This window comes from Clostridium sp. OF09-36 (assembly GCF_003481985.1).
GTDB lineage: Bacteria > Bacillota > Clostridia > Lachnospirales > Lachnospiraceae > Brotaphodocola.
Genome location: NZ_QUMD01000004.1, coordinates 26,710 through 50,152 on the forward strand (window position 1 = coordinate 26,710; position 23,443 = coordinate 50,152).

The window sequence follows — 23,443 nt, forward strand, 5'->3', positions numbered from 1 at the left end:
GACAGGAAAAGTTTTGTCTGTCCGGGAAGCACGTAGAAATAGGAACATAGCATGGAAAAAGTAATATTTCTGGACCGGGACGGTACGCTGAATGAAGAAGTCAACTACCTGCACCGCAAAGAAGATCTGGTGCTTCTGCCCGGAGTGCCGGAGGCTTTAAAGGCATTTAAGGAGCAGGGCTATAAGCTGGTGGTGATCACCAACCAGGCCGGTGTGGCCCGCGGCTACTATACCGAGGACGATGTAAAAGAACTGCACCGTTACATGAACGAGCTGCTGGAAAAAGCGGGAGCGGGCATTGACGCATTTTATTACTGCCCGCATCACCCGGAGCATGGCATCGGAAAGTACAAGATCCAGTGCCATTGCAGAAAGCCGGAGACCGGCATGTTTGAGATGGCAGAGCAGGATTTTACTGTGGATAAAAGCAAGTCCTGGATGATCGGTGATAAGCTGATCGATATCGAAGCCGGACGCAATTACGGAGTCCGCACTGTGCTGGTGGGAACCGGGTATGGTGCCGGGGTTCATGAGGAGCAGAAAAAACAGGGAGATTTCCCCTACGATCTGTACGCAGAAGATTTGTTGGAGGCATACGATGAAATTAACAGAGAAACAGCAGGAAATCTTTGAGGAATTGTTTGTGCGTTACCCGGTCTTAAATAAGAACCGGGATGATATTTTGAAGGCTTATGAGATGTTAAAAGCCTGCTATGAAAACGGCGGAAAGCTTCTGGTTGCCGGAAACGGCGGAAGCTGCGCGGATGCGGAGCACATCGTTGGCGAGCTGATGAAGGGCTTTAAAAAGCGTCGCCCGTTAAGCGAAGAATTGCAGAAACGCCTGGCAGAGGAGCATGCCGGTCACGGGGCAGAGCTCGCACGCAGTCTGCAGGGCAGTTTACGGGCTATTGCTTTAGATGGACACCCGGGACTTTCCACGGCATTTGCCAATGATGTAGATGCGGATATGATCTTCGCCCAGCAGGTCTGTGGATATGGGGACAAAGGCGATGTATTCCTGGGGATATCTACCTCCGGAAATTCCAAAAATGTGGATTATGCCGTGACCGTTGCGAAGGCGAAAGGCTTAAGCGTCATCGGTCTGACCGGAAAAGACGGCGGTCTTTTAGGAAAACGTGCCGATGTGGCGATCATTGTGCCGGAGCCTGAGACATTTAAGATTCAGGAACTGCATCTTCCGATTTATCATGCACTGTGTCTGATGCTGGAAGAGGCATTTTTTGAAGAGTAAGTATACGAGAAATCCCATAGATAATAAAGAAAAAACCGGTACGAAAGAAGAATGCTTTCGGAAAGGCTGGAAAGAAAACAAATAGCAAAACAAAAAAGAGAAACAAAGTAAAAACAGGAAGGAGGCCGTTAGGATGCCCGATCATACCTTTGCAATCTGCGCTTATAAGGATTCTCCGTATCTGGATGCCTGCATTCATTCCCTGAAGCGGCAGTCGGTAAAGTCAAAGATCATTCTCTGCACTTCCACACCGAGTCCGTTTCTGGAGGCGATGTCGAAGATCCACGATATCCCGCTCTATGTGCGGGAGGGAAAGAGCGATATCCAGGATGACTGGAATTTCGCATACGAGAAGGCGGATACCCGTCTGGTGACGATCGCACATCAGGATGACTGCTATCACCGGGATTACGCAGCGGAAGTAAAACGATGCTGGGCACGCTATCCGGATACGACTGTGTTTACCACGGATTGCGCGATCTTAAAAGGGGAGACCTTAATGCGCCCGGGCATGATCCAATTTATCAAAATGCTTCTGCGCCTGCCGCTGCGTCTGCACGTTCTGGCAGACCGGACCTGGGTGAAGAAAGCGGCGCTGATGTTTGGAAACCCCATCATCTGTCCTTCCTGTACTTATAATAAAGAAGCGCTTGGCGCACCGCTGTTTGATTCTCCTTATAAATTTGCGCTGGACTGGGATACCATGTGGAAGCTGGCAGAGCGCCCGGGACGTTTCGTGTGCGTGGAGCGCCCGCTGATCCGCTACCGGATCCACGATGGGGCAACGACAAAGGCCTGCATCGAAAATCACCAGCGTGCGGCAGATGAGACGGCCATGTACGCAAAAATCTGGCCGAAGCCGGTGGTAAAGCTGCTCATGCATTTTTACCGCAAGGCATATTCTGCGTACGAAGAGGGATAGCAGCGGGAATATTCGCTGATGCTCACAGGTGGGAATTTGCAAAACGGAAAGTTCTGCCGCAGGCAGCAGCGTAACGAAATTTGCATTGTATATCGAGAAGGCGCAAAGAAAGCGCCTGCTGATTGGAGTATATAATTATGGAAAAGATGGAATTTAGCGGAAAGCAGAAGGCGGAGGCCATGCAGTACCAGTGGACCAAACGGGCAGACGTTTTGAAAAGCGAAGCCCTGATCCTGATCCTGCTGACGGCCTTTGCCTTTGTAGTAAACCGCCATATGGAGATCAAGGGCCTTTACATGGATGATCTCTATCAGTGGTTCTGCTTTAACGATAACCCGTTTATCGCGGCGGTGTTTACCAGCGGCGGAACCCGTTTCCGTGCCCTGTATAATCTGGTGGCATGGACGGAAATGAAATTATTCGGCACTCATATCAACTGGTATGTGCCTTTTAATATTGTGCTGAACTCTTGCCTTGCCTACAATCTTTACCGCATGGCAAAACGGTTCAGCCATTCTGCGTATGTGGGAATTCTCTGTGCGGTCATGTTTTTGATGTCCCGCATGTCCTACTATCAGATCGGCCAGGCACTGGGACTCATGGAAACCATGGCGATGTGGATGGCACTTGGGATTTTGTATTTCCTGCTGGAGTATTTAGGCAGTGAGGATGAGGCAGAAGGAAGCCGGAAATTTTATCTGGCTGCAGTTTTGTATTTTTGTGTCTGCCTGGTCCATGAGCGCTATATGGTGCTGCTTCCGCTGTTTTACTTTTCCCTGGTATTTAAGCTTTCAAAGAACTGGAAGCTCTGGGCTGCGCCGACAGCCGGTTTTGCCCTGATCCAGCTTCTGCGTTTTATTTTTATCGGAACCATTTCCCCGCCAGGAACCGGCGGAACGGATGTGGTGGATACCATGTCGATCAGTTCAGTTCTGCATTTTGTGCTGAGCCAGATCGCTTATATCTTTGGAATCAACGCAGGTCCGGAGCATTTAAACGGGCAGAACTTCCGGGAAGCTCCGCTGTGGGTAACGATTCTCATTGCCCTGGCAGACCTGATGATCGCATTTCTGGTTCTGGCGTTTGTGATCCGTGTCCTGCACAAGGGTAAGAAAATCGTGCCGTACCTGCAGAAAGCATTTTTGTTTGTGGCATTTATCGGTGCCTGCATCGTCTGCTCCAGTGTGACGATCCGTGTGGAGATGCGTTGGGTGTATGTTTCCCTGGCGGCAGCGCTGTTATTCCTTTCCTGGATGTACGGCACGCTGACGGAGCAGATGGCAAAGCGGGGCCGCTGGGTTCAGGCGCTTCCGTACTTAAGCCTGTTTACCTTGTATGTGCTGTTCATGTTTCCGGTGGAGCATTATTACCGGGGACTTTTCCCGAACCTGTATTACTGGGCTGACCAGGAACGCTACAATGCGCTGGCAGAGGAAACCTACGGGCAGTACGGTGTTGGGATTTTCGGAAAAACAATCTATATTGTAGGCGATAAATTCGAGATGGATGATTTTACCCAGGCAGAGTTCTTCCGGGTGTTTGACCGGTTAAACCGCGAGGACTGCGTGAAGGTTGTCCACATCAAGGATTTGAGAGATATCGGACTCATTACCGATGACATGCTGGTGATCCAGGAGGACCCGGAAAACAACCGCTTCCAGGATATCACGCATGCAGCTTCATTATTTAAGTGCCGTCCAATCTACGGATTTTACGACGACGGCTGGCTGGATGAGCGCGCATCGGTTCAGGTGATGGCAGGAAGCACCGGAGAGATTCATTTGAATTTCAACTATCCGCGTGACCTGACTAAGGACCAGTGGCTGACCGTGTATGTGAACGGCGAGCCAAAGGAATACATCAACTTTACGGAGCAGAATGAGGAATGCACGATCCAGGTAGATCCGTATGAGCCGGTGACACTGCGGTTCGAGAGCAACTTCTTTGTACCGAATGCACTGGAGAAGCGCGGTGTGACCCGTCTGGCAGTGTTACTGAAAATGACAGCGGACTAAGATAAACATAGCTGTTGTGCGCAGCATGTGCAGGAGATGGAGACGGAATGAGACTGCGCACAGGACGTCGACAGAAAATGAGTACGACCGACAAAACCGTCAGTTTGAGACTGAAATGGTCGGAGAGGAAAAAACGGAGGAAAGAAGATGAAGGTTGTAATTCTGGCAGGTGGTCTGGGAACCCGGATCAGCGAGGAAAGTCATTTAAAGCCGAAGCCGATGATCGAGATCGGCGGACGGCCGATCTTATGGCATATTATGAAATACTATTCTGAGTTTGGATTTCACGATTTTGTGATCTGCCTGGGATATAAGCAGTATGTGGTCAAGGAGTTCTTTGCAGATTATTTCCTGCATACCTCCGACGTGACCTTTGACCTTGCGAACAACAAGATGGAGGTCCACAACAATTATGCGGAGCCGTGGAAGGTAACTCTGGTTGATACCGGGTTAAATACCATGACCGGCGGCCGCGTGAAACGGATCCAGCCGTATATCGGGGATGAGCCGTTTATGCTGACCTACGGTGACGGTGTCTGCAACGTAGATTTAAAGGGACTGGTAGAGTTCCACAAATCCCATGGAAAGACCGCAACCATTACAACGGTCAGCATCGACCAGCAGAAAGGTGTGCTGGATATCGGACCGGATAACGAGATCCGTTCCTTCCGCGAGAAGGCAGCTTCGGACGGAGCCATCATCAATGGCGGCTTTATGGTGCTGAATCCGGAAGTCTTTTCCTATTTAAAGGATGACACCACGGTGTTTGAGCAGGAGCCGATGAGCCGCCTGGCAGCTGAGGGACAGCTGATGTCCTTCTACCATGACGGCTTCTGGCAGTGCATGGATACCCAGCGGGAAATGCAGCTTTTAGAGAAGCTGTGGCAGTCTGGTAAGGCACCGTGGAAGATCTGGAAGGAATAGAAAACGTGCAGGATGCTGCAAAAACAAAATGGGCTGGCTGCGGACATGCAGAGGCCATTGGGAGAGAATGATATGAATTACGATCTAAATGCATGCAGGGAATTTTATCAGGGAAAGAAGGTCCTGGTGACCGGACACACTGGTTTTAAAGGTTCCTGGCTGTGCCGGATCCTGACTCTTGCGGGAGCGCAGGTGACAGGCTATGCAGCTGAGGCACCGACCGACCCGGCTTTATTTTCCATCGCCGGGCTGGAGAAAACCATGGACAGTGTCATCGGAGACATCCGGGATTTCAAGCATTTAAAGGAAGTGTTTGACCGGGTACAGCCACAAATCGTGCTGCATCTGGCGGCACAGCCGATCGTGCGCGATTCCTACAAGGATCCGGTCTATACCTATGAGACTAATGTCATGGGAACGGTGAATGTACTGGAGTGCGTGCGCCAGACTCCGTCAGTGAAATCTTTTTTAAATGTAACCACGGATAAGGTTTACGAGAACCGGGAGTGGGAGTACGGTTACCGGGAGTGCGATCCGTTAGACGGCTATGATCCTTACTCCAACAGCAAATCCTGCTCGGAGCTGGTAACACACAGCTACCAGAAATCTTTCTTTGCGGATGGACACTGTGCAATTTCTACCGCACGTGCGGGCAATGTCATCGGTGGCGGCGACTTTGCGAACGACCGGATCATCCCGGACTGCGTGCGTGCCATGGAAGCAAAAAAAGAGATCGTGGTGCGAAACCCGTATTCTACCAGACCATTCCAGCATGTATTGGAGCCGCTGTTTGCGTATCTGGAAATTGCCCAGAGACAGTATGAGGACCAGACTTACCAGGGATATTATAATGTAGGACCGGATGAGTGCGACTGCGTGACAACCGGTGAGCTGGTAACCTTGTTCTGCAAACTTTGGGGTGAGGGTGCATCCTGGGTCAACAAGCATGACGGAGGCCCCCATGAGGCAAACTTCTTAAAGCTTGATTGTTCCAGGATCAAGAAGACCTTTGGATGGAAGCCGCACTGGCATATTGAGGATGCGATCGAGAAGACCATCATCTGGTCGAAGGCGTATCTGGCCGGGGAGGACATGAAGCAGGTAATGGATGCGCAGATCAGGGAATATTAAAAACGGTAAGAAATTGGGCGGAGATAAATCGGTATCCCCCACTGACATGAGGCAAATCACAGTCAGTTTCCGTGAAATTATCGACTGTGGATTGAAATAATCATGGATTGAAACAAAATAGGAGATAAACATATGGAAAAAACACAGGAGCAGGCACGCCAGGAAATCCTTGACCTGGTAGCAGATTACTGCAGAACCTATCATATTAATAATAAGAAGACTTACGAACCGGGAGACCGCATTCCGTACGCATCCCGCGTTTACGATGAAGCAGAGATGGTGAATCTGGTGGACAGCGCACTGGAATTCTGGCTGACCTCCGGACGCTACACCGATGAGTTTGAGGCAAAGCTGGCAGAGTATCTGGGGGTGCGCTACTGTGCACTGGTAAACTCTGGTTCCTCCGCAAATTTAACAGCGTTTATGACGCTGACCTCCCCGCTCTTAAAGGAGCGCCAGGTGCGCCCGGGCGATGAGATCATCACCGTGGCAGCCGGTTTCCCGACGACCGTGACTCCGGCCATCCAGTATGGCGCAGTTCCGGTATTCGTGGATGTGACCATTCCGCAGTACAATATCGACGTGACTCAGTTAGAGGCTGCTTATTCTGAGAAGACCAAGGCGGTGATGATCGCCCATACCCTGGGAAATCCGTTCGACTTAAAGGCAGTGAAGGAGTTCTGTGATCGCCATAACCTGTGGCTCATCGAGGACAACTGTGATGCACTGGGAAGCCGCTATACACTGGACGGCGTGGAGAAGTTTACCGGAACCGTGGGCGATATCGGAACCTCCAGCTTCTATCCGCCGCACCATATGACCATGGGCGAGGGCGGTGCTGTCTATACCGATAACCCGCTGCTCAATAAGATCATCCGCTCCTTCCGTGACTGGGGACGTGACTGTGTCTGCCCGTCCGGCAAGGACAACCTGTGCGGACACCGCTTCGACCGCCAGTACGGCGAGCTGCCGCTGGGCTATGACCACAAGTATGTTTACTCTCATTTCGGATATAACTTAAAGGCAACCGACCTGCAGGCATCCATCGGATGTGCACAGCTGGATAAATTCCCGGGTTTTGTAGAGCGCAGACGCCATAACTTCGACCGCTTAAAGGCAGCTCTGGCCGATACGACAGACAAGCTGATCCTGCCAGAGCCGTGTGAAAACTCCAGACCGAGCTGGTTTGGATTCCTCATCACCTGCAAGGAAGGCGTGGACCGCAACGCAGTGGTCCAGTACGTGGAGAAGAAAGGTGTCCAGACCCGTATGCTGTTTGCCGGAAACTTAACCAAGCATCCGTGCTTCGACCAGATGCGTGCAGAAAATCGCGGCTACCGTGTCGTGGGGGATTTAAAGAACACCGACCGCATCATGCAGGATACATTCTGGGTGGGTGTGTACCCGGGCATGAGCGATGAGATGATCGATTACATGGCTAAGACGATCCGTGAGGCAATCAACCAGTAATCATTTCGGAAAACGGGACAGAGTCTCAGGCTGCCGGGCAGATTCGCTGCGAAGAAAATCCGACAGCCGGAAAAGAGGGCGAATATGCAGTACGATTTAACGAAGGTCCATGAGATCAACTTGAAAATTTTAAAAGAGATCGACCGGATCTGCAGAAAATATAAGATCAAATATATGCTGGACGGCGGCACGCTTTTAGGGGCGGTCCGCCACAAAGGCTTCATCCCGTGGGATGATGATGCGGATATTGCATTTACCCGCAGCAACTATGAGGCATTTTTAAAGGTAGTAAAACGGGAACTTCCGGATACCATGGAGCTTCTGATGCCGGAGGATTTCCAGGGCGGCAAAGCGTTCTTTGACTTTACAGCCCGCGTCATTTATAAAAACAGCCGCCGCCATGAGAACACGCCAGAGGTGCAGTATTACGAGGGCAAGTTAAACCACCTCTGGGTAGATCTTTTCATCATCGATGAGCTCCCGGAGAACAAGGCAGCAGCAGGGTTTACCCGTCTGCTTCACAAGAGCATTTACCTGCTGGCAATGGGACACCGTTATCACCTGGATTTTTCCAAGTACAGTCTGTTCCATAAGCTGGCGGTGGGCGGAGGCTCTGCAGTCGGAAAGCTGATTCCGATGAAGCTGATCTTTAAGCTCCAGCATGCAGCAGCCTTAAAAGATAAACATGGGCGCAGCAGTCTGCGCTACTACAGCAACTATCAGCCGGATTATCTGTATGTGACGATCCAGAAGGAATGGTGTGAAGAAATTACGGATGTGGAATTTGCAGGCACCACACTGATGGCATCGAAGCATGCGCATGAAGTTCTGACCTGGGTATACGGCGACTACATGAAGCTGCCGCCTGAGGCAGAGCGCGTACCAGCCCATTCCACCGTAGACATCAAAGTATTTGACGAAGAAGCATAGACGAGGAAGCATGATGGAAAAGAAATTATCGGTAGTGGTTTCGGTCTACAACGAAGAACAGGCCCTGCCGCTGTTTTACGAGACAACGAAGCTGATCCTGGAGATTTTGCCATGGGATTATGAGCTGCTTTTTGTTAATGACGGAAGCCGCGATGACAGCCTTTCCATACTAAGGGAGTTTGCAGCCCACGATGAGAAGGTGAAGGTTGTTTCTTTCTCACGGAACTTCGGGCATGAGGCAGCCATGATCGCCGGAATCGATTACGCAAAGGGAGACGGGATCGTCTGCATGGATGCAGATCTGCAGCACCCGCCGGAATGTCTTCCGGAGATTGTGCGCAAGTTTGAGGAAGGCTGCGGCGTCATCAGCATGGTGCGGACAAAAAATAAATCCGCAGGACTGATCAAGAACATCACATCGGCTGGTTTTTACTGGGTTATCAACACCCTTTCCGACGTGAAATTTGAGCCGAACGCATCGGACTTTTTTGCAGTATCGAAGGAAGCAGCGGATGTGCTCCGGAAGAATTACCGCGAGAAGGTGCGCTTCCTGCGGGGATATGTTCAGAGCATTGGTTTTCAGAAAGCAACCATTACTTATGAGGCCCACGACCGGGTGGCAGGGGAAAGTAAGTATAGCTTACGAACGCTGCTTGCGTTCTCCATGAACACGATCATGTGCTTTTCCAACCTGCCGTTAAAGCTTGGCATTTATGCCGGAGCCTTTGCGGGACTTCTCGGCGTGGCTGTGATGGTCTACACCTTATTTACCCGCCAGGGAGCGCCGAGCGGCTATGCCACGATCGTGATCTTAAACTGCTTTATGTTCGCGATCCTGTTTCTGATCGTTGGCATTATCGGAGAGTACATCGCGATTTTGTTCAGCGAACTGAAAGACCGGCCGATCTACATTGTGGAGGAAACGCAGAACATTGCTTCGCAGAACAATGTGGCGTGTGACGAAGAGAATAAATAAAAAAAAATGTGCCTTGGCACATTCTCGCGCCGAGGCGCGGTTGCTTTGGCAACCATCTACCTTTGCGCCGAGTGCGCATCCTTGCGGAGCAATTTTTGTTTCATAGGACGCAATTTCCTATGAAGCAAAAATCCGCCGGAAATCTAATCCGGCGGATTTGCCATAAATTTATTTTTGCTCTTTGAGATACGCATCCGCATCTTTGAAGAACGACGTGATGATCAGCAGCATGATGATGCCGACCGGGAAAGCCGCGATGATGGATACAGTCTGCAGGTTGGACATGGAGTTCTCGGAAAAGATCAGGGCCAGCGGCAGCAGAATCAGGAAGATTGCCCAGAACAGCTTCACGTTCCGGTGCGGCTCCTCATCACTCTTTAACTCCTTATACGTGTAGGTGGAAGCCACCATGGTGATGGAGTCAAAGGATGTGGAATAGAAGGTGATCATGCACAGGACTAACAGGACGAGCACGGCTTTGGAAAGCGGCAGCTGTCCCAAAATATCCAGGATCGCCTGGTAGAGGTTTCCGTCTGCGGCATAGGCGGAGAGCACATCCAGCTTTCCGTGCATCTGCAGACCGAGTCCGTAGTTCCCCATAATAATAAAGGAAGTGAAGGTTCCGGAAAGACCGAATACATAGCCGCCCAGGATGACCTGGCGCAGCGTGCGGCCCTTGCTGATGGAGCCGATGAAGAACGGAACAGCCACGCACCATACCATCCAGTAGGCCCAGTAGAAAATGGTCCAGGTCTGCGGGAAGGAGGAGGTCCTGAGGGAATCCGTCCAGGTGGAAAGACCGATAAAGTTCTGGGTCATATTGCCCAGGGCGGTGATGCCTTCTTCAATGATGAAGCGGGTCTGGCCACCGAAAAAGAATACATAAGCCAGGAGACCGAAGAACAGCCAGGTACAGGTTGCTGCGGAGAGCTGGACACCCTTCATGCCAAAGTAGACGCTGAAGGTATAGATCGCGCATACGACAACCAGAATGACCAGGGTCAGGCCGGTGCTCTGCGGAATGCCGGTCACATTGCTGATGGCACCTGCCAGAAGCGGTGTCGCCAGGGAGAAGGTTGTGGCGGTTCCGGCGAGGAGCGCGAAGACTGCGATCAGGTCGATCAGCTTTCCGGCCCAGCCATCCACACGGTTTCCCAGAACCGGACGGCAGGCTTCGGAGTATTTCTGGCGGGAGCGTTTGCGGACATGGAGCATGAAGCCGAACGCTGCGGACAGCACCAGATAAAAGCCCCACGGGATCGGTCCCCAGTGGAACAGCGGGTAAGTGGCAGCCCACTCATGTACCGTTCCCATTTCCGCTGTATGAGGATCTGATGCATATAAGATCCATTCGCAGCAGGAGTAGAACAGGATGTCAGCCGCCAGTCCGGCGGTGAAGATCATGGAACCCCACTGGAATCCGGAGTACAACGGGCGCTCTGCATCGCCTAAGCGGATCTGGCCGAACCGGGAAAAGGCAATGTAGAGGGAGCAGACGAAAACGCCCAGTCCGATGATGAGGTAATAGCTGCCCATCTCATCGCCCAGGAAATTGCGGACTGCGCCGATGGCAGCGGTGGACTGCTCCGGGCTTACGACAAACCAGGCGCAGAGCGCCAGGATGCAGAAAAAGGGAACTAGTGTGGTAAACCAGTCAATCTGTCCGAGCAGTGATTTTTTCTCGGAAAGGGAGTGGTCAGTTTGATGTTTCATAGCGGCCTCCTGTTCAAAAAAACTTAAAATTGAATTATATTGAACATCATAGCACCGCAATGCGGAAAAAGCAAGGGGATTATATGAGAAGATTTGGCAGAAGACACAGATTTAGAAAAAGTGGAAGCAGAAAGATCGGCTGGCAGATGGAAATGTCCATCGACCGTGCCGCATCGAGACGGTACCGCAGCTACCGGCAGCACAGGAACGTGTGGAGTCTGATCATTGGAATCGTTCTGGTGCTGGTGCTGGTTTTTGGCATTGTGTTTGCAGTAGGCGGCGCAGTGCGGGCAAAACAGGGAAAAGCGACGGAATCTGCCCACAAGACGGAGCAGACCGGAAACAGCGGAGCTTACGAAAATGTAGAGCTGGTGACCGAAGGGGAAAAGCGAAAAGAGCTGGAGGCGCAGGGAAAAAGCGAGCAGGAAATCGACGCGCTGACCAAACCGATCCTTGGAGGAGCCGAGCTTACCATGTTAGCCGGACAGACCAAGGCCCAGATGATGTCCTTTCTTCTGGAAACAAAAGAAGGAAGCCTGATCGTGGTAGACGGCGGCTGGTGGGATGATGCAGATCATCTGACCGAAGAAATCAAAAAGCGCGGCGGTCATGTCAGCGCCTGGTTTCTGACTCACGCCCACACCGATCATGTGGGAGCCCTGTTAAACATCCTGCAGAGCGAGGCAGAGGGAAAGGACAGCGGCATCACCATCGACCATATCTACTATGATTTTGCATCCCTGGACTGGTATAAGACCCATGAACTGGGGGATCTTGGTACCGCAGATGCGATCCTCAAGGCACTGGCAGCCCTTCCCAAGGGAGAGGCATGCCCGGTGAAAAAGGACGATGAGATTCTGGTGGACGATGTTTGCATCACCGTCTTAAATGACCGCTACGAGCCGGATGATGACCACGTCGGCGAGCGGGACGGAAACGATGCCAGCATGGTTTACCGGATGTTAGTCAATGGCGTGACGATTCTGTTTACCGGAGATCTGCAGGTAGATGGCGGAAACCATGTGCTGGAAACCGTTGCAAAGGAAGATTTAAAAGCCGACATTGTTCAGATGGCGCACCACGGACAGCATGCCGTGACGAAAGAATTTTATGAGGCAGTCAGCCCGAAGATCTGTATGTGGCCGACACCGCAGTGGCTGTGGGACAATGAAGGAGATCAGTATACAACGCCGGAGACCAAGGCGTGGATGAAAGAATTGAATGTAGAAAAGCATTACTGTATGAAAGATGGAGACCAGGTGATCCGGTAAGGATCGCTGGTCTCCATCTTTTCTTTTGTTTGTACTGCATATTGCGGATGAGCCAGGCACGGCCGTTAATTCCTTCATCCGATATGCTTAATCCGGCACATGCAGTCCGCTGTGATACGAATAACTCCCAAGCTCATTTAACAACCGGTCCATGCTTTCTCTTGTGGATGGCAGTTCACCAGTCAGATAGGAGTTGATGATGGCATAAACGTCATTGCTTTTATGCAGGCACTGGCGGAACAGATCCGGGAAGGATGCGCGGGAGGCAAGCCTGCGGTCCCAGGGGTTGCACCAGATGTCGTGGTCGATGTTCAGGACTTCACGTGGGTTATTGATCTCGTCGGTGACCAGCTTCTGGGATGCCACCGGATTTTTCAGGACCAGCTTCTCCACGAAGGCAATCTTATTGCGTTTGGATCCCTTTGGGTCTGCCAGGGTCCGGCAGCCGAAGCGCAGAGCGAGAATGGAACGGTGGATCATGGCAGGGGTTACCTGGAAGTTGTTGCTGTAGGTGATGGGATAATACGTCTCATTGATACAGTCGGCAAGGAAACGGGAGATAAACTGAGTTTCCATGCCGTTTAAGCAGATGGTTGCTGCCTGGTTGAACTGGGATGGTTTTTTGTGCTTGTATTTCCACAGGAGTATGGCATCAATGTCATTCTCCAGGGAAGCGTGGCGGCCATGGGCCTGGCTGTTTGGAGACTTGGCATCGTAGCCGATGCGTCCATATACATAAGGGTGGCAGATGGAATCCCCGATGTAGTGATTTAAGTAGCCGCAGAAGTAGGCAAGTCCCTCCTCGCGCTGCTGGCGGGATTTGATTTCGCTTAAGTGACGCAGATAACAGGCAAAGAAATCCTGAATGTGGTGCTCGTGCATATAGGAGCCGACATTGCGGTAGTCCCGGTGGCGTAGGATCGGGATATTATAAAAGAACATATCCGGTCCTTGCAGTCCCAGCTGGTAGAGCCAGCGGTATTTGGCAATGATATATTTTAACTGGTTATTGGGAAGGTCATTGTAGGCCTTCATTCCTAAGATATAATGTGTGGTAAATCCGGGCATAGAAAACCTCGTTTTCTGCGGACATCCGGGGATGGTCCGCGCTGTAATGGATGATTGGGAATGATGGAACAAAAAAGATAAGCGTAAGTGCTTGTAACTGTGAAACTACTGAACAGTTACAAGGGTTCCCTGTAGCTGGATTATAGCACATCTGCCGGGAAAATACGAGTGACAGGATAAAAAGGAAAAACGGAATCTGTTTGGTGACAAATCGAGCACTGTTTGTGCATAAACTGAACAGAAAACGATTCGCCTGGGGATAACCATGCAGCAGCTCATGCAGACACTACACCAGATGGTCTGGGGACCGTGGACCATGGTCTTGTTTTTGGGGACGGGATTGTTTTTTACAGTCCGTTCCGGTGGATTTCAGATCCGGGGACTGCCGTACTGGTGGAGACAGACGGTGGGAAAAGTGATTTCCGGAGAAGAAAACGGAAGTAAAGATCCCAGACAAGCTTTTGATAAGAAAATAACCGCCTTCCAGTCCTCCTGTACCGCACTTGCAGCCACCATCGGCACCGGGAACATTGTCGGGGTAGCGACAGCCCTTACGGCGGGCGGCCCGGGCGCAGTATTCTGGCTCTGGGTGTCTGCGCTGATCGGCATGGCAACGGCATATGCAGAAACCAGTCTTGGACAAAAATACCGTTACCGCCTGCCGGATGGCGCATGGCAGTGCGGACCGATGGTCTGTATGGAGCGCGGACTTGGCTGCAAAAGCATGGCATGCCTCTATGCAGCGTTTGCCGTGCTTGCATCTTTTGGCATGGGGAGTATGGTGCAGGCCAATGCGGTCAGTGAGACATTGCGGTATGAGGCTGGCATGAAGCCGGATATCGCAGCTGTCCTGGTTACGGCGCTGACGGCAGCAGTGATCTGGGGCGGGATCCGCAGGATTTCCCGTATGACTTCCTGGTTTATGCCGTTGTCTGCCGGAATCTATGTGCTATTCTCGGTCGTGGTATTAATTTTATGCCGGAACAGCATTGTTCCTGTGCTATTGCAGATCCTGAAACAGGCGTGGACGCCAGGGGCAGCGGGTGGAGGTGTGGCCGGCTTTTTATTTTCCAGAAGTGTGCGTTATGGTATGGCACGGGGCGTCTTTTCGAATGAGGCAGGTCTTGGTACGCTGGCGGTCCTGCACGGCGCGGCGGAGGATACCACGCCGGAGGAGCAGGGAATGTGGGCTATGTTTGAAGTGTTTTTTGATACTATTGTGATCTGTACACTCACAGCTATGGTCATCTTATGTGTGGGCAGGGAATCTCCTCTGGTTTTATACAGGAATCTGGATGGTGCAGCGCTCACGTCCTTCTGTTTTTCGCGGATGCTTGGCAGGTACGGCGGCATCCTGGTTTCCTGCAGTATGGCAGCGTTCGCGTTTGCCACGATCGTGGGCTGGTACTACATTGGGCAGCAGATGTTTTTGTATCTGGCAGAAGGCCTGCACGCGGGAAAAAACGTGGAAAGCCTGTATACCATTCTTTACCTGATCTCGGTGTATCTTGGCTGTGTCAGCCGGTTGGAATTCATCTGGATTTTTTCGGATCTGGTGAATGGACTGATGGCGTATCCGAATCTTTTAACGCTCGGGCTGTTGCACAGTCATGTGACATTTCCGTCTGGGAGCAGGAGAAGAGGAGAATCAGAACCCTTACCTTGACAACGCGGACAAAACAACCTATACTTTATCTCACTTTGTATAAGGTATTTATGCACATAGGTCAGGAACACTTGCTGATGTTTTTGCAGCATATGAACAGCAGCAGGATTGATCTGGTACGGATTCAGATGAGAAAGGAAAAAATTATGTTAATGTACGTCTGGCTGGTCATCGGCTTTGTGCTCCTCATTAAGGGAGCAGATTATTTTGTGGAGGCGAGCTCCTCCATTGCGCGGGCACTGCGGGTGCCAAGTATCATTATCGGCCTTACCATTGTGGCCTTTGGAACCAGTGCGCCGGAGCTGGCTGTCAGCACAACGGCAGCGCTGACCGGCAACAATGAGATCGCGGTGGGAAATGTCATCGGCTCCAACCTGTTTAACCTTCTGGTGGTTCTGGGAACCTGTGGGGTTATCCGCCCGTTTGCAGTACAGCTGCGCTGGGACTATGCGGCGTCTGTGGGAGTGGCAGTGGTATTGTTTTTCATGATCATCCGTGACCACTTTATCAGCCGGCCAGAAGCCATCTTTTTACTGGTGCTGTTTGCAGGCTTTATTGCCCTGACGATCCGCGATGCGCTGGCAAACCGGACTGAGGCAGATGAAGAAATTTCTGTGCTTTCCCCGCTTAGGAGCGTGATCTATATTTTCGGCGGCATTGCAGCGATCGTATGCGGCGGTAATCTGGTGGTCGACAGTGCGAAGGCGATCGCACTGTCCTTTGGCCTTTCCCAGACCCTGGTCGGCCTGACCGTTGTAGCGCTGGGGACTTCCCTGCCAGAGCTGGTTACTTCCGTGGTCGCATCCAGAAAAGGCGAGAATGGGCTGGCTCTTGGAAATGTCATCGGCTCCAACATTTTTAATATCCTGATGGTGCTTGCAGCATCCGCAGCGGTTCATCCGATCGCGGTAACACCATTTGCGGTGATCGACACGGCATGTCTCATTGTAGCAAGTGTGGTTACCTGGTTTTTGTGCCGCAGCAAGCTGCGCATCAGCCGGCTGGAGGGCGCATTCATGCTGTTCATGTATGCGGGATACCTGGTTTACATCTGTGTGAGATAGGAAAATAATACGAAAAAAGCAAGTGCCGGGAAATAGCACTTGCTTTTTGTAGTTAAAAAGGGAGGAGAGCTGATAACTCGTGTTATCAGCTCGAGTATTATGAAAAAAATCTTTTAAGCGTTTTATAAACAACTCGTTCGCTTTTGTTGTTTATGGTTATAGTATAGGGAGAAATCGTGAAGAAATCATGTTGAATCTGTAAAAGGTTTTTGAATGAATTGTGAACGAAATATGAATAACAAAACGGAAAACAAAGAAAAACTACTTGCCATCCAGGAAATTCTGATGCACAATGAATCACATATGGGATTTTTGTTGCTGTTCATGTGTTACATGGGCAGCGATGGATTTTGCCCGCAACTGTGCAGCTGAGCAGAGGAGCAGATAAGCAGCTGTGCAGCTGCGGATCAGCTGCGGAATCCAGACAAAGAAAGGGGAACAGTAAGTCATGGGAGTGATCCTGATGCGGGCGGCGTGCTTTATTGCGGTCATTGTGCTTGGACATATTTTACGCCGGACTGGTTTTTTTAAGGAAGAGGATTTTCACGTATTATCAAAGATCGTACTAAAGATCACGCTGCCTGCGGCTATCATAAGCAATGTGAGCGGAAGTAAGATCGACCCTTCCCTGCTGGTGATCTGCCTGCTTGGATTTGGCGGTGGCGTGCTGTATATGACGCTTTTATATCTGCTAAATCTGCACTCGCCGAAGGAAAAGAGAGCCTTTGAGGTATTAAATATTTCGGGCTATAACATTGGCACCTTTACCATGCCGTTCGCGCAGAGCTTTCTTGGACCTGCCGGAATGCTGGCGACCAGCCTGTTTGATACGGGAAATTCCTTCGTCTGTCTGGGTGGCTCTTACAGCATTGCTCCATGATCAAGGGTGGCGGGGACCGCTTCTCTATCAAAAAGATCGTATCGACCCTGTTAAGATCGATTCCGTTCGATACTTATCTGCTCATGCTGATTTTGAATCTGCTGCAGATCCATCTGCCGGATGCAGTGACAACCTTCGCCGGGATCCTTGGCAATGCGAACCCGTTCCTTGCCATGCTGATGCTTGGGGTAGGCGTCCGGTTTTCCGGAGGCCGGGAACAGCTTGGAGCTATGGGAAGGATCCTGCTGGTCCGTTATGGAATCGCCGCGGTGCTGTCGGTGGCATTTTTTCATCTGCTTCCGCTGGAGCTGGAATACCGTCAGGCACTGGCTTTTCTGGTATTTAGCCCAATCTCAGCAGCAGTACCGGCTTTTACGGCAGATATCGGAGAAGACTTTGGCCTCTCCAGTGCACTCAATTCCATCTCGGCGCTGATCAGCATTGTCTGTATCGTGACCGTGCTGGTGCTGGTAATGTAGCGTGCAGGAGCATGGTATTTGCAGGAAGCCAATCCGGTGAGACGTGGTGTTGCGAGGTATGAAACTATAGAAGAAAAAACGTTTGCGAAGGATAGAAGGAGAATACATAGCATGGAAATCAGTGGACATACAAGATTATTATGCCTGATCGGCAGCCCGGTAGCGCATTCCGGTTCTCCGGCGATGTACAATTACAGCTTTGAAAAATTAGGGCTGGATTACCGTTATCTGGCATTTGATATCAAAGAGGAGGATATGAAAAAAGCAATCGAGGCTCTGAAAATGATGAATTTTAGGGGCTGCAACATTACTATGCCGGGAAAAACGGTGGCGGCCTCCTGCTGTGATGAGCTTTCCAAGGCGGCAGAGCTGACCGGCGCGGTCAACACCATTGTCAATGAAGATGGAAAGCTGGTGGGGCATATCACCGATGGCACCGGCTGGATCCGCAACTGTCTGGAGCATGGCTTCGACATTCACGGAAAGAAGCTGGTGATCGCAGGCTGCGGCGGTGCAGGAACGGCGATCCAGATCGCTGCTGCACTTGGCGGTGCAAAGGATGTTGTGATCCTGGCAAGAAAATCCTCCGTCCGTTATGCAAACGGGGAAGCAACGGTGCAGAAGATCCGGGAGCATGTGCCGGAGTGCCGTGCAGAGATTTTTGACCTGGAGGATGTGGGCGCCGTGCGCCGTGCACTGGCCGGTGCCGACTTGTTCTGCAATGCCACAAAGGTTGGCATGAAACCAATGGATGATCAGAGTGTAATCCCGGATGCCAGCATGCTGCGGCCGGAGCTGGTGGTTTCTGATATTGTATACAATCCGAGAGAGACAAAGCTTTTAAAGGATGCAAAAGCAGCCGGCTGCAAGACAATCCCGGGAATCGGAATGCTGCTATGGCAGGGCGCAGAGGCCTTCCGCTTATATACCGGAAAAGAAATGCCGGTGAAGGAAGTGCAGGAACGCTATTTTGATTCATAAGAAACTGCGTACTATGAATGAAAAGCGCTCTGCCAGGGGCGCGGAATAACAGTTTTTGGAGTGTGGATATGGAACGTTTGGAGCAGTATGATGTAGCAATTGCTGGCGGCGGCACAGCTGGCTGTGCAGCAGCGATTGGTGCGGTCCAGGCTGGCGCGAAAACCGTTCTGATCGAGCGGAATTCTTATCTGGGAGGCGAGGCAACCCATTCCGGAGTCGGGGCTTTCTGTGGATTTACGACCTGCGGGAAGCATCCGGTGCGGGTGGTGGAGGGCGCTGGAAGCCTGGTTCTGGAAGCATTAAAAGAGCTTGGTGCACCGGCCCAGAACCGCCTTTCTGCTTCCGGCAACTGGAACATTTCTTTTGAGCCGGAGTATTTAAAATGTGCGCTGGATGCGCTTCTTGACAGACTCCATGTGGAAGTATTGCTTCATGCCCAGCTGGCCGGTGCAGACGTAGAAGAAAATCAGATCTGCCGGATCCGCTGTATGGACGATGAGGGCGTGTTTACTGTCCAGGCAAAGACATTTGTCGATGCATCCGGCGATGCGAACCTGGCCCGCCTGGCTGGTGCAGGGTAAAGTGGGGCGGTCTGGACGGACATGTCCAGGCGGCATCTCTCCCGTTCCGCTTAAGTGGAGTGGATATTACAAAGGATATGTCTCCGGCTGCGGTAGGACGCGCAGTTGAGCTGGCAAGGGCAGACGGCATGAAGCATCTTGTGCGGGAAAGCGGTTTTTTGCTGACCCGCGAAGGCTCAGATGTGGTCTGTGCACTGATCCCGAGTGTGATGCCAACGGGCTTATCTGCCCGGGAACTGACACGGATGGAGAAGGAGCTGAGAAAGCAGGCAGTCAGCTATGCGGCGGCCATGAAGCGCTATATGCCGGGCATGGAGCATAGCGAGCTGGTCATGACCGGACCTTCCATTGGCTTTCGGGAGACCAGAAAGCTGGTGGGAAGGACCATGCTGACCGGAGAGGATGTGCTTTCCGGCCGCAAACGGCCAGACGGGATCGCGCGCGGTGGCTGGAAGCCGGAGATCCATAAGGATATCAGGCAGATGGCTACCTATCTGGAGGTGAAAGAGGGAAACTGGTTTGACATTCCTCTGGGAGCACTCCAGTCGGAAACGCTTGAGAATCTGTACGGTGCCGGACGGATGATCTGGGCAGACGATACCGCTTTTGCCGCAGTGCGCGTCATGGGGACATGCTTTGCAACCGGACATGCAGCCGGTGTGGCTGCGGCACTTCAGGCGAAGGACCGTGCGGCTGCGGAGCTTCGGGCAAAGGAGCATGTGGCTGCGGCATTGCAGACAGCGGACAGCATGGCTGCGCCACTTCAGGCGAAGACTGCTGAGGCGGATTTTGCCGGTGCAGTCCGGAGGGAGCTGCTTAAGCAAGGGGCATTGATATAAGGTTACTGGGTACACACGCGTAATCTGTATCGATATAAAAATGACAGGATGAGAAAGGACTTGAAGAAGATGAAACGAAATGCAGGATATTTATTTCTGGTGATCACATTTTTTTGCTGGGGCAGTATTTATATTGTAAGTAAGTATGCGCTGGCGGTGATGGGACCTGTAACGGTTGGCCTGTGCCGGTATGCGGTATCGGTATTGTGCCTTTATGGGATTTTAAAGCTGAAGGGCGGAGCGAGAAAAGTAAAACGGGAGCATTGGAAATATCTGCTGGTCTTAGGCGGACTTGGATATTTTCTTTCTATCATATTGCAGCTTGGCGGAACAGCGCTCTTATCCGGCTCTATGGCATCCCTGATCAACTCCTTAAACCCGGTGGTGATCTCAGTTATGGCGGCACTGTTCTTAAAGGAGAAGATTACCTGGAAAAATGTAGTCAGCATTGTGGTGTCCCTGATCGGTGTTTATATCATTCTGGGAAAAGGCAGCATGGAAATCAATATGATGGGTGTTTTGTGTTCTATTGGTTCTGTGATCCTGTGGTCCGCTGCTTCGGTATCCATCCGCAAGATTTCCGGATATTATGATCCGGTGCAGACTGCGCTTTACGGTATGGAGATCGCACTGGTATTTAACATTCCGGCGGCCGTGATCGAGAACGTGTTTGTGACGAGAAGCCATCCGACGGCGGTAGCGCTCGGTGCCTGCCTGTTTGTGGCAGTGTTTGGAACCGCGGTGGCGCACACCTGCTGGAATAAGAGCCTGCAGCTCTTAAATGCCAGCACCTGCTCCATGTTTTACCCGTTGCAGCCGCTGGTATCTGCAGTCATGGGCGTGCTGCTTTTGCATGAGGTGATCACGCCATCTTTCGTAATCGGTGCTGTTTTGATCTGCGCGGGTGTGGTAGTAACCTTCCTGCCGTCTAAGGCAAAGTGACCTATTCCGCCTGAAAACGGAAAAGAAATACATTTTTTGCAGGAAACAGTGACAGATTTGTGTCTGCTTTTGTCGGGTTTCGCATAGACAGACCCGGACAAAACGATTGCGTAAAAACAGAACTACTGCTATAATTGCATATAAGAAAAAAGATAACTGTTCAGTAGGTCTGCGCATTTACGAAAAACGTAATTGCATGGTTTCACAAACAGCAGTTACAAGAGTAAGATTCCGGGCCTCCGGGGGAGCAAAGCAGCTTTCCCTTATGTCCGGAATTGTGTTACAGGAAGTTGTGAGCATCTGCGGACAGTTACGATAAATGTTACAAGCGGAGGACATGATGGAGATGGCACAGGAAAGCAGACAACCCGGCTGCAACATTTTTCTGATCGGTTTTATGGGAGCAGGAAAGAGCACCATTGCGGCAGAGCTGAAGCGCCAGCTGGATCTGGAGCTGGTGGAGATGGACCAGAAAATTGAAGAAGAACAGGGCATGGCGATCACGGAAATTTTTTCCAGATACGGGGAAAATCATTTCCGGCGTCTGGAAACGGAAATGCTGGCCGGACTGCAGGGAAAAGCAAACACAGTCATTTCCTGCGGAGGCGGCATTGTAGTACGGCCGGAAAACCAGGAGCTTATGAAAAAGAGCGGAAAGGTGGTTCTTCTGACGGCATCTCCCGCGACCGTTTATGAGCGGGTCAAGGACAGCAGTGACCGTCCGGTCTTAAATGGCCACATGAATGTGGAATACATTGCAAGTCTGCAGGAAAAGCGCCGGGCACTCTATGAGGCAGCAGCCGACATTGTGGTGGCGACCGATCATAAAACTCCGGAGGAAATCTGTGCGGAGATCGAACGTGCACTTGTGTAGCGTAATATAAAATACAAATTGCTCACAGAAAAAGGGGGATTTGGTTATGGGCCTATTTGGAAGAAAGAAACAAAATACAGAAAGTAAAGCAGAGCCGATGGGAAAAACGGCTGCTGCAGAACCGCTTGCAGAAGCCTCGGACCTGGGCGACACTGGTCTTGGTGGCGACCGCATGGTCTGCCGTCACCAGCTGGAGCGTGCATTGACCGGCGAGGGACAGGGCGTAGTCATGAAGTTTTATATCGAGAACTTCAAGCGCATGAATGAGCTGTTTGGTTTTGCCTATTGTGAAGAACTCTTAAAAGAGATCCTGGAATATTTGAAGGAAGAAACCGGGTGCATTGTGTACCGGTATGTAGGCGTGGAATTCATCACGATTTTAAAGGGCCGGACACAGGGACAGGCAGTGCGCCTGGCAGAAGAAATCCTGGACCGCTTTTCCCAGAGCTGGAAGATCGACGGAACAGACTGTATGTGTTCCTGCCAGATCGGACTTTGCTCTTACCCGGGTTATGCGGAGGGTGCAGACCAGCTGTTAAAATATCTTGATCTGGCAGTCAGCAAGGCAGCAGAGACCGGCATCAACCAGTATGCGGTCTATGACAGTAAGCTGCATGCCACCTATCTGCGCAAGCAGGCCATTGCCAGATATATCAGCACAGCGCTGGAAAACCATGAGCTGGAGATCCGGTTCCGGCCGACTTACAATGCAAAAGAAGGATGTTTTGTCCGTGCGGAATATTACATGCGCATGTTTGTGAAGGATATCGGCATGGTCGGAAGTGCTGAGTTTGTGCCGATCGCCGAGGATACCGGCCAGATCAGCAGTGTGGAATATTACGCGCTGGAGTGTGTGGCACAGGAAATCGCAGAGCTGGAGCGAAAGGGTGTAGAATACGAATCCATAGCGGTTCCGGTTTCCCCGGTCCTGATCATCCAGGAAAATTTCGTAGACACGGTTCAGAGCATGATCCAGAAATACCAGATTCCGTCCGGAAAGCTGGCAGTGGAGATCGATGAATACGCGCTTACCACCTCTCCAGTCATCATCGAGATCGTGATGCAGCAGTTAAAGGAGCTGGGCGTGGAACTGATCTTAAATAACTTTGGTTCCGGCTACTCCGGTATCAGCAAGATCCTGGAGCTTCCGGTCGATACCTTAAAGTTCGAGCGTATGTTTATGTGGCAGCTTGAGACCAACCCGAAGTCCGAGCCGATCGTAGAATGCCTGATCAAGGCTTCGGACAAGCTTGGCAAGCGCCTGATCGCGGAGGGTGTGGAGACACAGCGCCAGTTAGATATTCTCGAAAAATTCGGATGTATCTACCAGCAGGGCTTTTATTATTCCCCAACGATCCCGCAGGAGCTGCTCGCAAGCGTGCTTGGAAAGTCCATGGAAGAGACAAAGGCAGTGCTGGACCAGGAGCGCGAGAAATTGAAACGGTAGAGAATAACCATTTAAGTA

At 51.4% G+C, this 23,443-nt stretch carries 22 protein-coding genes; 20 read left to right on the forward strand and 2 right to left on the reverse strand.

Annotated features, from left to right (window positions below; translation table 11 throughout):
* Nucleotides 1-51 precede the first annotated feature (51 nt).
* The 9 genes from gmhB (at nucleotide 52) to DXA97_RS04520 (ending at nucleotide 9,620) form a co-directional block, all read left to right on the forward strand.
* Complete coding sequence (gene gmhB / locus DXA97_RS04480; protein ID WP_118706441.1) at nucleotides 52-633, forward strand: D-glycero-beta-D-manno-heptose 1,7-bisphosphate 7-phosphatase; 582 nt, start codon at nucleotides 52-54, stop codon at nucleotides 631-633.
* Complete coding sequence (locus DXA97_RS04485) at nucleotides 599-1,252, forward strand: SIS domain-containing protein (protein ID WP_118706443.1); 654 nt, start codon at nucleotides 599-601, stop codon at nucleotides 1,250-1,252. Before gmhB ends, DXA97_RS04485 begins: the two co-directional genes overlap by 35 nt.
* Nucleotides 1,253-1,385: 133 nt before the next feature.
* Nucleotides 1,386-2,174 (forward strand): glycosyltransferase family 2 protein, encoded by a 789-nt coding sequence (locus tag DXA97_RS04490; protein WP_118718736.1) that lies wholly within the window; start codon nucleotides 1,386-1,388, stop codon nucleotides 2,172-2,174.
* A gap of 137 nt (nucleotides 2,175-2,311) precedes the next feature.
* The gene (locus DXA97_RS04495; RefSeq protein ID WP_118718737.1) at nucleotides 2,312-4,189 is read left to right on the forward strand and encodes a hypothetical protein; all 1,878 of its coding nucleotides are present in this window, start codon (nucleotides 2,312-2,314) and stop codon (nucleotides 4,187-4,189) included.
* Between the two features lie 147 nt (nucleotides 4,190-4,336).
* Complete coding sequence (gene rfbF, locus DXA97_RS04500) at nucleotides 4,337-5,113, forward strand: glucose-1-phosphate cytidylyltransferase (protein WP_118540265.1); 777 nt, start codon at nucleotides 4,337-4,339, stop codon at nucleotides 5,111-5,113.
* 72 nt (nucleotides 5,114-5,185) lie between these two features.
* Nucleotides 5,186-6,244, forward strand: a complete 1,059-nt coding sequence (rfbG, locus tag DXA97_RS04505) for a CDP-glucose 4,6-dehydratase (protein ID WP_118718738.1) — start codon at nucleotides 5,186-5,188, stop codon at nucleotides 6,242-6,244.
* A gap of 132 nt (nucleotides 6,245-6,376) precedes the next feature.
* Nucleotides 6,377-7,714 carry a lipopolysaccharide biosynthesis protein RfbH gene (gene rfbH, locus DXA97_RS04510; RefSeq protein ID WP_118718739.1) on the forward strand — a complete coding sequence of 446 codons (1,338 nt, stop codon included), beginning with the start codon at nucleotides 6,377-6,379 and terminating at the stop codon, nucleotides 7,712-7,714.
* Nucleotides 7,715-7,798: 84 nt separating this feature from the next.
* Nucleotides 7,799-8,644: a LicD family protein gene (locus tag DXA97_RS04515; RefSeq protein WP_118718740.1), complete on the forward strand. Its 846-nt coding sequence runs from the start codon at nucleotides 7,799-7,801 to the stop codon at nucleotides 8,642-8,644.
* Nucleotides 8,645-8,657: 13 nt separating this feature from the next.
* A complete protein-coding gene (locus tag DXA97_RS04520) occupies nucleotides 8,658-9,620 on the forward strand; it encodes a glycosyltransferase family 2 protein (protein ID WP_118718741.1) in 963 nt (320 codons plus the stop codon).
* 168 nt (nucleotides 9,621-9,788) lie between these two features.
* Here the strand turns inward: DXA97_RS04520 and DXA97_RS04525 are convergent, their stop codons facing one another.
* A complete protein-coding gene (locus DXA97_RS04525) occupies nucleotides 9,789-11,333 on the reverse strand; it encodes a BCCT family transporter (protein WP_118718742.1) in 1,545 nt (514 codons plus the stop codon).
* Between the two features lie 83 nt (nucleotides 11,334-11,416).
* Between DXA97_RS04525 and DXA97_RS04530 the strand changes: the two genes are divergently transcribed.
* Nucleotides 11,417-12,604 (forward strand): MBL fold metallo-hydrolase, encoded by a 1,188-nt coding sequence (locus DXA97_RS04530; RefSeq protein WP_182436797.1) that lies wholly within the window; start codon nucleotides 11,417-11,419, stop codon nucleotides 12,602-12,604.
* A gap of 87 nt (nucleotides 12,605-12,691) precedes the next feature.
* On the opposite strand, the gene DXA97_RS04535 is transcribed toward DXA97_RS04530, so the two are convergent.
* The gene (locus tag DXA97_RS04535; RefSeq protein WP_118718744.1) at nucleotides 12,692-13,672 is read right to left on the reverse strand and encodes a zinc dependent phospholipase C family protein; all 981 of its coding nucleotides are present in this window, start codon (nucleotides 13,670-13,672) and stop codon (nucleotides 12,692-12,694) included.
* Nucleotides 13,673-13,937: 265 nt separating this feature from the next.
* Here DXA97_RS04535 and DXA97_RS04540 point away from each other — a divergent pair, with 265 nt between their 5' ends.
* The 10 genes from DXA97_RS04540 to DXA97_RS04575 all read left to right on the forward strand — a co-directional run bounded on the left by DXA97_RS04540 (nucleotide 13,938) and on the right by DXA97_RS04575 (nucleotide 23,425).
* Nucleotides 13,938-15,338, forward strand: coding sequence for an amino acid carrier protein (locus DXA97_RS04540; protein ID WP_118718745.1), 1,401 nt, complete (start codon nucleotides 13,938-13,940; stop codon nucleotides 15,336-15,338).
* Between the two features lie 146 nt (nucleotides 15,339-15,484).
* Nucleotides 15,485-16,402 (forward strand): calcium/sodium antiporter, encoded by a 918-nt coding sequence (locus DXA97_RS04545; protein WP_118718855.1) that lies wholly within the window; start codon nucleotides 15,485-15,487, stop codon nucleotides 16,400-16,402.
* 448 nt (nucleotides 16,403-16,850) lie between these two features.
* Nucleotides 16,851-17,282 (forward strand): AEC family transporter, encoded by a 432-nt coding sequence (locus tag DXA97_RS21905; protein ID WP_347561458.1) that lies wholly within the window; start codon nucleotides 16,851-16,853, stop codon nucleotides 17,280-17,282.
* A complete protein-coding gene (locus DXA97_RS21910; protein WP_347561459.1) occupies nucleotides 17,279-17,761 on the forward strand; it encodes a hypothetical protein in 483 nt (160 codons plus the stop codon). The genes DXA97_RS21905 and DXA97_RS21910 overlap by 4 nt, the downstream gene beginning before the upstream one ends.
* A 111-nt stretch (nucleotides 17,762-17,872) precedes the next feature.
* Nucleotides 17,873-18,742, forward strand: coding sequence for a shikimate dehydrogenase (locus DXA97_RS04555; RefSeq protein ID WP_118718746.1), 870 nt, complete (start codon nucleotides 17,873-17,875; stop codon nucleotides 18,740-18,742).
* Nucleotides 18,743-18,810: 68 nt separating this feature from the next.
* On the forward strand, nucleotides 18,811-19,323 hold the full coding sequence (locus DXA97_RS20730) for an FAD-dependent oxidoreductase (RefSeq protein ID WP_243107559.1): 513 nt from the start codon (nucleotides 18,811-18,813) through the stop codon (nucleotides 19,321-19,323).
* 59 nt (nucleotides 19,324-19,382) lie between these two features.
* Entirely contained in the window at nucleotides 19,383-20,162 is a 780-nt protein-coding gene (locus tag DXA97_RS20735) for an FAD-dependent oxidoreductase (RefSeq protein ID WP_243107560.1), read from the forward strand.
* Between the two features lie 69 nt (nucleotides 20,163-20,231).
* Complete coding sequence (locus tag DXA97_RS04565; RefSeq protein WP_118718856.1) at nucleotides 20,232-21,104, forward strand: DMT family transporter; 873 nt, start codon at nucleotides 20,232-20,234, stop codon at nucleotides 21,102-21,104.
* A 337-nt stretch (nucleotides 21,105-21,441) separates the two neighbouring features.
* Nucleotides 21,442-21,978 carry a shikimate kinase gene (locus tag DXA97_RS04570; RefSeq protein ID WP_347561460.1) on the forward strand — a complete coding sequence of 179 codons (537 nt, stop codon included), beginning with the start codon at nucleotides 21,442-21,444 and terminating at the stop codon, nucleotides 21,976-21,978.
* A gap of 46 nt (nucleotides 21,979-22,024) precedes the next feature.
* A complete protein-coding gene (locus tag DXA97_RS04575) occupies nucleotides 22,025-23,425 on the forward strand; it encodes a phosphodiesterase (RefSeq protein WP_118718748.1) in 1,401 nt (466 codons plus the stop codon).
* Nucleotides 23,426-23,443 lie beyond the last annotated feature (18 nt).